Here is a 12,000-nt window from a genome sequence, read left to right as displayed (position 1 = left end):
TGAGAGTGGTCTCCCCAACTAACGGTCTGATACAATATAGTATTAGTCTGTTGTACACTTTGACGCAATTTGAGGAAATAATATCTGAACAGGAATGCAGGATCAATGTTAAGCGTATTACCATCAAAGCCTAAACTCCCTATGCATGATACGTGCCACCGGCACCCCAAACAGACTTCGCCAAGTTCAACAACACTTCTGCGTAATGTATTTCCATATAAGAAGCCGTCGAGCGTCTGAATCCTTACTGATCACCGAAGCTAATGTCTGTGAATAGATTTTTAATATGATAAAAATTCTACTCTAATAGAAAATGTGTATTACTATTGAAACACCTCTTTCAGATACTTTATGTTTGTTCCATAATTCTTCTTCACATTTCGCACATCCTCTTTATCCCGCGAACGTTCTACAACCAGCCATCCGCTCCACCCCATCTTATCGAGCGTCTTTTTCACTTTATTCATATCTAACCTCTTATTAAAAGGCAGAGTTACTCCATCTGTATCTGTACAATGAATCTGGCAGATCCTCTTCTTTCCCAAAATCTTGAGTTCCTTACACAAATCCCTGCCATTCTCTAATGCATTTTGGAATTTAAAATAAATTTTAATACCGGGCGAATTTATCTCTTTCAGTAATTTTACATCTCCTTTAGCATCCAATTGAGTTTCAATTCCAATGACAACTCCTTCAGAAGCAGCCATATCTCCCACCTCTTTCAGGCGTTTTACCACTTCCACACGCAACTCCGGCTTCTTTTCCCAACCCACCTTTATTCCACCTAATGGAAGAAAAGCAACTTTAGCGTTCATCACTTTCATTGCATTCAAACAATCCTGTACCAGTTCTTTATAATTAGCACGCTCTAAAAAAGACTGTCCATAGAATCCGGACATAGCAACAGAAGGAACTTCTAATTGGAACTTCCGGGCAGTTTCACGAAACAGTTGTTGGAAATGAGATTCGCGCAGTTTGTTATCAAACATCTCCCTTTTACCAAGACCACCCATATCCAGTTCTACACCATCGCCATTCAATTCATGTACCAACTGGAACGAGCCTATCTTCTGACGCTTCAAAATCATCCAGTCGCATACAGCAATCTTATAACGTTGCTCTTTTTGCTGTGACGCCGCAACAGCCAATAAAGGAAAACACTCCACCAATATCAGTATCCAAAGGATATGTCCAAATAAATTCTTTTTCATTTTAATTCTATTATACGCTATTTGTATAGTAGACGAATAAAGGGATGTTTTGTAATCGCTTATGTAACAGAGAATAAATAAAAGAGGAAAGAGTTGATAAATATGAAAACAGGATGATGACGGTATCCAACTCGGATAGTGACGCTATTCCATCCATATAGTGACGCTATACCAAGCATATACCGTCACTCTTTTTATTAGATATAATGATAAGAATAAATGTAAAAAAATGGGCTGCCGAACCCTGAAAAGTCCGACAGCCCTGTCAACCCAAAAACGATACCTATGAAACACTGTGTGTTACTTTAAATCAAAAAATATGCGTTGACCATGAACAAGTTCATCATGTGTGATATGATATTTATTGAACTTCTTGCCATTCAATAACACCTTATTGATATATAGAGTTCCCGGTTGAGTACGATTAGTCTCAATCACCAACTCTTTTTCTTTATACCATTTCGGATCCAGACAAATCGTCACTTTGTCAAATACCGGAGTCGTCAATGTATATTCGGGTAGTCCCGGACAATCCGGATAGAAACCGATCATATTGAAAATAGCCCATGAAGACATTGTTCCTGTATCGTCATTTCCCGGAATGCCATCCGGTTTCGTTGTGAAATACTTATCCAACAAACGTTGTATCTCTTTCTGTGTACGCCATTCTTCACCTTTAAAGTATGAGAATAAATAAGGGTAGGCAATATCCGGTTCATTAGCCGGGTCATAAAGACCTTCATCAAAAACCATTTGCAGCTTGTCAATAAAAGGTTTCTTTCCACCCATCAACTTGGCAAGCCCATATACATCGTGAGGTACATAGAATGTATAGTTCCAGGAATTTCCTTCATGAAAGCCGGGATTCGGTTCAAAGTTCTCTCCCTGTCTGGGGTTAAACGGACTATAAAAAGTTCCATCAGGAAGAATCGGACGGAATGTACCGAACTCCTTACTATAATAATGCTTGTAGCCTAAAGAACGTTTATAAAACATTTCCGCGTCTTCCTTTTTACCTAAAGCCTCAGCAAAGCGGGATAAGGCAAAGTCTGCAATGTAATATTCCAATGCATGGGATACGGAATTATCATATTGTTCACGAAGAGGTACATATCCTTTTGACATATAATCATCGTTATCGGGACGCATCAGATTCTCTGCTCCCGGTAAGGTCGCTGATTTGTACATTGCTTCGTAAGCCAAATCAACATCAAAGTCACGCAACCCTTTCATCCAAGTGTCTACAATTACCGGAATACTCGGATCACCTTCCATTGTCAATGTCTCTCTTCCATATAATTCCCATTTAGGCAACCAGCCGTGTTCCCGATACATATCAAGCATGGTGCGAACCATTTCCATTTGACGTTCCGGATAGACAAGAGTCAGCAATTGGTGGACATTACGATAGGTGTCCCAAAGAGAAAATACCGTGTAGCGATCTCCTTTTGTTGTCATAATCTTATCGCTTTCCATTGCCGGATATTCTCCATTGACATCCTGTAGGATATTCGGATGAATCAGCAAATGATAAAGTGCCGTATAAAACACTGTTTTCTGAGCGTCTGTTCCGCCTTCTACTGTAATACGCGACAAGTCATCATTCCATTTTGCACGCGCATCTGCAAGAATCTGTTCAAAACTCTTTCCCGCTTGTTCACGATCCAGATTTAACCGGGCATTCTCTATGCTGACAAAAGAAACTCCCATCTGCACTTCCACCTGTTCACCCTCTTCCGTATCGAAAGAAAAATAAGTGCCGACATCATCACCTGCTATTTCTTTTCCATAACGGGTATAGAGTTTATACTTCCCCTGATCCGGATCCCATTCGGCTTCCACACCTGTCATCGGACGTTGTTTCTTCCAATATCCGGTTGCAGCGGGAGTCTTTTTAACCCGCATCACAAAATAAATAGGAAATACAGCTTGGGGATTATAACAAAATGTACCAAGCAATTTTACGCCTTCCACTTCGCTATCGCTTACGCGACGGAGCATGGCACCGCTTTCATTCGTCAATCCTTCTCCTAAATTCAACAATATATGACTTTTGCCTTTTGGGAAAGTAAAACGGGCAATACTAGTACGCGGAGTAGCAGACACTTCTGTCTTTACATTATACTTAGTCAGATAGTTGGAGTAATACCCCGGTGAAGCCTGTTCATCCTTATATTTACTGCCATATTCTTTATAATCTACATTCAGTTCTCCGGTAGTAGGCATCAATAATAAGGAGCCTAACTCAGGACAACCGACTCCGCTCAAATTCACATGAGCATATCCGGTAAAGAAACAGTTTGTATGTTCATAAGGAGTAGACCACCATCGGGCATCTTTGTCGTACGTATTCTCAGAAGAGCCCATCACATTGAAAGGAACTACGGACATCATACCATTCGGGCAGATTGCGCCGGGGTTGGTAGTACCGAAATTTGTAGTTCCAATAAAAGGATCTACATAATCTATCAAAAGATTCCTTTTAGTGGGAGGGCTTCCGCCTTCTCCCGCATAAACGGGAAGAAGGGCGAAAGCAAGTGTGTAAGTTAATAAAATACGTCTCATAGCTTTATTAAATGATACTTGTTCGTTTAGTAAAGTCGATAATCTCTTTAATATATCCGAAAGCCATGCCTACAACCGTATCTGCAGCACCATAATAAACAGCTACACGTTCGCCGTCCTGCAAAGCAGCACAGGGGAATACTACATTGGGCACATCGCCTTGAAGTTCGTAAGGAGCAGCCGGGCCAATCAGATATTCACGGGTACGGTAAAGCACTTTCTCCGGATGGTCTTTATCAAGTATGGCAGAGCCCATTGCATAACGGAAACCGTTACAGGTAGTGATAACACCATGATAGAAAAGCAACCAACCTTCTTCTGTAAGGAAAGGTACTGAGCCGGCACCTATCTTTGTACACTGCCAGGCACTTTCCGGGAATGGGGTCACTTTCATCACACAACGATGTTCGCCCCAATATTTCATATCCGGACTATAACTGATGTATATGTCTCCAAACGGAGTATGTCCGTTATCACTGGGACGGCTCAACATAGCATATTTACCATCTATTTTCTGTGGGAAAAGTACGCCGTTACGATTGAAAGGCAAGAAAGCGTTCTCACATTGGAAGAATTCTTTAAAGTCGAAAGTATAAGCGATACCAATAGTAGGACCATGATAGCCATTACACCAGGTTACCCAATAGCGGTCTTCAATCCATGTCACACGAGGGTCATACTTATACTCTGATTCAATCATTTCCGTGTTACCGGCCTTGAATTGGATAGGCTCGTGATTAATATCCCAATGAATACCGTCTTTGCTGAATCCTGCAAAGATATTCATCTGTACAGCTTTATTATCACAACGGAATACACCAGCAAAACCGTCTTTGAAAGGAACAACAGCACTATTGAAAATACTATTGGATGAAGGAATGTGGTAGCGTCCGATAACCGGATTTTGTGAGTAACGCCACATTACGTCCGTACATCCGACAGGACGATCTTCCCAAGGAATTTGAATCTTATTCATAATAATTGAATTTTATGTTATTTATTTTTTGAATCGTCATACGTAAAAGGTATGAAATAGGTAATCAAAAGAGCCGGAATTGCAGCAATCAAAGCATATATGAAAAACTTTTCATATCCATATTTATCACTAATGTAACCGCTAATCATTCCCGGAAGCATTACGCCTAAGTTCATGATTGCTGATGCGAAAGCATAATGTGCCATTTGATGTTTCCCGGGAGCAACCTGTTGCATCATAAACAATGTCAGACCTACGAATCCGAAACCGTAACCAAAATATTCCATAGTGATACATGTTCCTATCAAATAAAAATTATCCGGTTGCGTAACAGCAAGGAAAGTATAAGCAACAAACGGAAGGTTGAAAACACAGCATAATGGGAAAAGTGTCTTTTTCAATCCAATTTTAGCAATATAAATTCCGGATAATAAAGAACCAATTACAAATGCTGCAGAACCAAAAATACCATTCAGTGTTCCTATTGTTGTTAATGAAAGTTCTAGCCCTCCCTCAGCCTTTGATGCTTGCAAGAACAGAGGAGCGACTTTCATAATAAACCCCTCCGCTAGTCGATACAAGAGAATAAAAGCAATATAATAATAAATATGTTTTTTAGTAAAGAAGTTTTTGATGACAATATATGTTTCATTCATAACTTCCGAAACTGACTTTTTATTAGTAACTGCCGGATGCTGCGTAGAAGGAAGCATTTTAGTATGATAAAGCCCTAATAATATCATTATAATAGCTATGATAACAAATATTATCATCCAGGCATATGAATATGCATCTTTGTTCATATCGACAGATGCTCCTTTTATAGCCCCAAAATGTTCCGCCAAACTACCAGCCAGAGCAACTAACCCACCATTAGCCACAAGTTTAGCTATATTATAAAAAGCACCTTGTACTCCGATATATTTCGCTTGGTCTACTTGATTAAGTTCTGCCATGTACACTCCGTCACAGGCTATATCGTGTGTGGCTCCACTAAATGCAATAAGTGCCATTGTCGAAATACTAATAGCAAAAAAGTAATCAAACATTAAAGAGAATGCAACCACCCCGAATAATACACCACTCAGAAGTTCTGTAAATAATACAAAAAACTTCTTTGTCCGATACATTTCAAGAAAAGGACTCCATAGGAATTTCAATGTCCATGGCAATATGAGTAATGAAGTCCAAAATGTGATTTGCGTATCTGAAACGCCCAAATTCTTGAACATCAATGAAGAGACCAAATTGACAATTATAAAAGGAAGTCCCATTGCAAAATAAGCAGTAGGCACCCAGTAAACCGGGGTGATCGTTTTCTGTTGAGAAGCAGTTTTATTCTGTTGCATAAATCATAGTATATAGATGAAAAAATCATTTTTCTAACCCATCTATATATAATACAACTAAAAGGGGGAAACTACTAATGCCTCCCCCCTATTTTTTTTATTTTATTATCACTTCATCTATGAAAAACCATGAAGGATGCCCTACACCATAATGCCAAGTCGGACATTCTTTCGTTCCCGTAACTTCTACTTTTATATAACGTGTCTTTATAGGCGTTGCAGATTCTGTCTTAACTCCGCGGAATCCGACCTTACCGGAACGTTCTTCAGCCAAATCGGTTGCACCCCAAGGCGTATATCGTTCTCCATCCGCCGAATAAGAATAGGCAACTTTTAAAGGAAAGAGAATCCAAGCTCCAATCTGATGTAAGAAATCTGTTTCTACACTATGAATCTCCTTTTCTTCTCCTAAATCTATGATGAACGCACCATCGGTTCCTTCCCAGCCTACCCAACTGTCTACAAAAGTAGCTCCTCCAAACAGTCCGTCCACTAATGCCGTCTTTCCTATTTCTGCATATTTTCCGGTAGGTGGAATAATATAAGAAACTTTGGCTCCTAATGCCAAACTCTGTTCAGTCTGCGGCATATAACGTTTACGGTATAGCTCACAGTACTCTACCGGCGAATTGGAACGTTCATTCAATGTAGGAACATTAAACTCTTTCACTCTCTCTTCAAAAAGTGTCAACTTCTTGTCTATATCAACTAAGTCTTTCACGGTTTCCGTACGTGCTATTTCCAACTCAGAATACTGAAGTGGCAAACGAGCACGTTGAACTCTTTTCAAGAATGTATTATCCGCTTCAACAGCTTTTTCCGCCAAATCAAACAAATCATTGTAACGACGCATCAAGGTCGGTTTCAACATTCCATTTTTATGGGAGACAGGCGAATCATATATCCATAGTCTTTGTCCGCTACCAATCAGTGCGCCTTCCATCACTTTTATATATTGATAGAGATAGGGAGCAGCTTCGCCATAGTAACCATGCAGAAAATGTTGCATCAATGAGTCGACGTTAACTTCCGGATTCCACATCAACTTCGATACCAGATAAGCACGCAATTCTGCAAAGTCTCCGCCCCTACTTCCTGCAATCTGAGAAAAATGCATGGTGGCATGATTCTTCTTGAAAAGACGGATATTATCCTGCAAGATATGGAAATTTGGGAATGGAGCAAGATAATTATCGAAGTTAATGCCATAATCCCAAACAAAGATATTATCTGTTATAGCAGACCAGCCTTCCATTGCCTTCACAAACTGCTTGCCTGAAGCATTTTCTGTCAATGTCACTTCGCGGTCACAATCAATATCACAAAGCATTATATTCACATTAGGCAAAGGTTTCACATGCTTTGGCGGATTCATCGTATATAAATAAGCCAATGTGGAGAACTCCTTATCTGGAAAACGGGCAGCCAATTTATTTAAGAAAGTGATTATACTTCCCGATAATGCCCCTTCCCTATCATCAATAGCCTTACATGCATCACAAGTACAATTCGTATAGTTACCGTCATTCTGGCTTACAGACATAATCTGTTTATCAGGATTTGCCTTAAAAATAGAATCAACGCGTTGTGCTACAATTTCAAAGACTTCCGGGTTACTCAGACACCACTGGCTAGCCTTTCCCGGATGACGTTTTCCCTTAAAATAAGAATAGTATTCGGGATGTTCTTTTCCATAAACAGAAGAAGGTAATAATTTATCAAAGGTGTGCACCCAATAACCGGCAGCAAAGACCTCATTTGGCTCTTCCAGTCGATTCCACCATTTATAGACAGAATCTGTACGAATAGCATAGCATTGCGTCTGGCGATAACGGAAAGCCGGATTATCTATTTTATTAATCAAAGGTAGAGTTATCGTCTTTTGAGGAACTAAAGAATATTCATTTTCTCCCCAGTAATCAACACCTAAATATTGTTCTAATAAGGTTACAATTCCATAAACGACTCCATTGTCCTTACCTGAAACTCTTAGAATGCCATCTTGAGTAGAAATAGAAAATCCATCCTCTGTCACTTCTTGGGAAGTTTCTCCACCAATAAAGATATCTCCTTTTTGTGGAATCTGTTTTATTACAATAGGCAAAGTTTTACCCGTTATCTTTTGAACGAAAGATTGAAAGAGATTAGCAGCTACCCTATTCACTTGACTATCTTCTTCCAAAATAACCTTGGCTTTCGTTTTTCTGTCTTTCATTAAGGAGATTTGAGCATATGCAGCAGATGTACATATCCATAAACTCAAAAAGAATATTAGCGATCTCAAAATCAGTTTTAGATTCATGTCTTTCATGTTTATAATTAATGGCGTTATATAAAGAATACAACTAAAAGAACTCCGGGACTAAACTAAAGCCTGTTCTTTTAATGCTTATTAAGAATTTAGGAGCTATTCTTCTCGTTGTAATCAAAGCAACCTCAGAACTGTGCATGTCTATATATCTTTGCTCCCAAACACAAAAAAATCTCTTTATCAAGTTGATAAAGAGATTTTTATCCATTAAGGAAAGACTTATAACGTCAATCCTAAATATTGTCTAAGTCATTATACCTACTCACTTTTAGGTTCATAGACATTAAATTCTGTTACATCTGTTCGTCCGCTTGAAGCAATAGTTAGAATCTGGTATTTCAAAAATCTCGTAGTAATAGGAGAAATAAAAGTAAGATACTGTGTTGCACCAGAAGTTGCTACTGAACTTAATGATTTCCAGGTTACACCATCTTCCGACTGCAATATTTCTACTTTTCTGGGAGCATATGCAGAACCATAATGATTGGTTTTAATTCCTGTCAGAAGCTTATTTTTACCAAGGTCAACAGTAAACCAGAACCCTTTATTATTAAGGGCGAGATCTGAGTTATTACCATCCACTAAATTATTTCCTGATCCTTCTACTCCTTCTTCTACTTTGATTACCCAACTTGCACGATCACTGATAAGTTGACTATTAGGTGGAGTGCCAGTTTTCAAATTGAGGAAAGCAGCCTTATTTATAATAACAGGTAAAGTTCTCAAATTACTGCTTATGACTGTATTGCCATCAGTTGTAGTAATATTACTGATTGAAACACTAAAAGAAAAACTTGATTTTTCCATGATGTCAGCAAATATTTCCGGATCAACTGTTGCAGTAATTTCTTCGGAAACAATTTGTCCTGCCTTAAGAGTTACTTGCGGCAAACTTAAAGAGATTTGGTTTGCATCAAGTCCTTCATTTTCGCTCTTCACACCTAATGTAGCAACAATATCTGCGGGTGCGGGTTGTTGCACTTTAAGAGTAAAAACCATCTTGATTTCATCTCCTCTGACACCTTCCGCATCATGAGTCAGATTAAACGTTTTCACGTTACCGGACAAGTAATCATTTCGTTGCAAAGACACATATGTGGCATTCCATTCGTTGAAAGTTTCATCATCATCTTTGCAAGATGAAAGGAAAGGAATAAACAGGCCCAACAAAGCCGCAATTGCTAATGATTGAAATATATTTTTCATATACACATACAATTTAATTTTTACTATTTCCATTCGGTAGCTTTATCCGTAGATAAAATACCGTCAATCCATGTAGGACTAGCAGAAGTTGTTAAAGTATGCCCTTTACCGGTTGCATCTTCAAACACATTGCCCTGTCCTTCATTAAAACGCCAATAAGCTTCCAAACCCACAGATTTAGGACTAACTTGAGTCATATTATTCTGAATCTGAGAAGCGGTACGGACTACGGACCAGATACGTGCTTCACTCATCAAAATTTTACAGCCACTCCACCAGGTATCAGCACTAAACCAACTTACATTAGCAAAAATAGTGGGACCTGACGGAATACTCAATACACCTGAATCCATTCCGTTAATATAAAGACGGTAAGAAGAACCATCACATACTAAAGCCAAATGTTGCCATTCATTAGGTTTAAAAGAATTACTTGGATTCAAATAAAGACTATTGCGACCTACTATCTGCACCAGTGAATGAGCCTTAAAATTCTCATTGTCAGACTGTGGGTCTTCAAAACGCAACAAAATATTATTCAGGGCATCACCGTTGCCATTACTGAAAATAGCACGATTGCGATTATTCATATTACTTACTTGAAAACGAACTTCTATCGTATATTGTGCATAACTTTCAGGTGATTCTGCATATTTATTAGAAGTCAAAGAAGCAGAACTAGTAAACATTGGGGCTGAAAATTCGATAATACTTTCTGCCAAAATAACAAAAGTTCCGGTATTCGCCATTGGCGAAACACTTCCGTCCTGTAATACAAGTTTAACAGGTAGTGCGTATGATTCTCCTGATTTCATCATTTCCTGACTGAAAGCTTTCAAAGCGATAGAGAGAGCATCGGTAGCATATTGTCCGGCTTTCACAGTAATAGTTTCCGGTAATGTATAATATTCTTCGGGTAACATTATATACCCAGTTCCATTAATGCGATTATAGGTATCCAATACCGACTGGTCTGTAACTAACTTATAATGATTATCTGTAGAAGAAAGATTACTAAGATGTACGTTTAGGGGGGTAAAAGTTTCTCCGGAGGCTTGTACTGTCACTTTTTGACTTGTACTTGATAGTGCTTCTTCTATATAAGCATGTGTATCTAAAGTATCGTATTTCGCATCACCGCAACTTACCATACTTCCCAATCCAGCTATAACCGCAGAGAAGCATAACATTTTTATATAATTCATACGTTTCATAAGTTTACATTAATTTTTAAGTAATGAATGTGATGAAGGATTCATGATCTGAATAGCACGACGTATATTCTTGTATTCCGGCGAAGTTCCAAATTCTGCTTCCATATGATAAGTACCTACACCGCCTTTACGGAAACCATTTCTAGGCTGCCAACGTGCCATGCCTTCCAAAGAATTCATGCTGTTTCCATAGCGGTCAGTATAAGGATAACCACCATCCATAGCAGCATCGGTTGCTTCAAAATTCTCAGTCATTATTGTTCTTTTCGTAATTTCCTCTTCACTCATCACTCCACCAAAAGTTGCTATTAATGCTGGTCCCCATACGTTACCATCAATAAGTCTTCCATCCAAATTAGAATCACGTCCCGGTTTATAAGCCTGAATAATGAAATAGTCAAAGTAAGTTCCAATTTCGGGCTTGGTCGTAATCCTTTGAGGTTCACCATCAATTACCAATAGTCTTCCTGTACCGGATTTCGGTCCTAGATACTTGCCTAGTTCATCAATAAAGAAAAACAAGTTTTCATCCGTATTGACAATATTTCCGGTATATGGACCGGCTACCGGTTCATAATCAATATCAAATCCATCATAGCCATATAAATCTAATGTGTCTATAATAGCCTTTGCATATTTACGGATTGAAGCTTCTACTGCTTGTTTGTTACTCTCGTCTGACGGATATTCCCAAAATGCATTAATAGCTTCTTGTTTACTATTATATCCCATTTCTTCCCAATTATCCAGTATATTTTGTGGAGTCAGTTTATCTCCTACAGAACCAATAATTGAACAGTATATAATTTTTGTACCTTTCATGTCTTGACAGAAAGTCATGTCCTTACGTTGAGCTTCAGAAAGATTTGTCCCATTATCCCAAATTGAAACAATATCTACACTATCCGGAATACCGGCTAAAGAGCTTTTCATAAAAGCACCTTCACCACTCCAACCGCCAAACCAACCGAAAGCAACCTGATGATCAGTTTTTTTATAAGCGCGCAAAGCTGCATAATATTCATCTGATACGATCGATTCAGGAAAAGTTTTTGCTTCCGACTCCGTCCAATCACTGCAACCTATCAAAGAGGTTGTTGCCAATGATATGAGTACAATGTATAATAAATAAATTTTCTTCATAAAAGTCCTTTTTTATGCATTATAT

General features: G+C 38.6%; 8 protein-coding genes. All 8 read right to left on the bottom strand.

Annotated features, from left to right (window positions below; translation table 11 throughout):
- Nucleotides 1-323 precede the first annotated feature (323 nt).
- Nucleotides 324-1,211 carry a sugar phosphate isomerase/epimerase family protein gene (locus tag ACGHVY_RS06805; protein WP_390597990.1) on the bottom strand — a complete coding sequence of 296 codons (888 nt, stop codon included), beginning with the start codon at nucleotides 1,209-1,211 and terminating at the stop codon, nucleotides 324-326.
- A 300-nt stretch (nucleotides 1,212-1,511) separates the two neighbouring features.
- Nucleotides 1,512-3,776, bottom strand: coding sequence for a GH92 family glycosyl hydrolase (locus ACGHVY_RS06800; RefSeq protein WP_308743804.1), 2,265 nt, complete (start codon nucleotides 3,774-3,776; stop codon nucleotides 1,512-1,514).
- 7 nt (nucleotides 3,777-3,783) lie between these two features.
- Nucleotides 3,784-4,752, bottom strand: a complete 969-nt coding sequence (locus ACGHVY_RS06795) for a 1,4-beta-mannosyl-N-acetylglucosamine phosphorylase (protein ID WP_308743805.1) — start codon at nucleotides 4,750-4,752, stop codon at nucleotides 3,784-3,786.
- A 17-nt stretch (nucleotides 4,753-4,769) separates the two neighbouring features.
- Nucleotides 4,770-6,101, bottom strand: coding sequence for an MFS transporter (locus tag ACGHVY_RS06790; RefSeq protein WP_308743806.1), 1,332 nt, complete (start codon nucleotides 6,099-6,101; stop codon nucleotides 4,770-4,772).
- 97 nt (nucleotides 6,102-6,198) lie between these two features.
- Entirely contained in the window at nucleotides 6,199-8,316 is a 2,118-nt protein-coding gene (locus ACGHVY_RS06785) for a DUF4838 domain-containing protein (RefSeq protein WP_390597988.1), read from the bottom strand.
- A gap of 354 nt (nucleotides 8,317-8,670) precedes the next feature.
- Nucleotides 8,671-9,618: a DUF4999 domain-containing protein gene (locus ACGHVY_RS06780; RefSeq protein ID WP_390597986.1), complete on the bottom strand. Its 948-nt coding sequence runs from the start codon at nucleotides 9,616-9,618 to the stop codon at nucleotides 8,671-8,673.
- A 23-nt stretch (nucleotides 9,619-9,641) separates the two neighbouring features.
- Nucleotides 9,642-10,832, bottom strand: a complete 1,191-nt coding sequence (locus tag ACGHVY_RS06775; protein WP_390597985.1) for a BT_3987 domain-containing protein — start codon at nucleotides 10,830-10,832, stop codon at nucleotides 9,642-9,644.
- A 9-nt stretch (nucleotides 10,833-10,841) separates the two neighbouring features.
- Complete coding sequence (locus ACGHVY_RS06770; protein ID WP_390597983.1) at nucleotides 10,842-11,975, bottom strand: glycoside hydrolase family 18; 1,134 nt, start codon at nucleotides 11,973-11,975, stop codon at nucleotides 10,842-10,844.
- Nucleotides 11,976-12,000 lie beyond the last annotated feature (25 nt).

Origin of the sequence: Bacteroides sp. f07 (assembly GCF_042854785.1) — a bacterium.
In the GTDB taxonomy this organism is placed as follows: domain Bacteria; phylum Bacteroidota; class Bacteroidia; order Bacteroidales; family Bacteroidaceae; genus Bacteroides.
The sequence above is the reverse complement of the archived record's forward strand: the minus strand, read 5'-3'. Positions and strand labels throughout refer to the sequence as shown.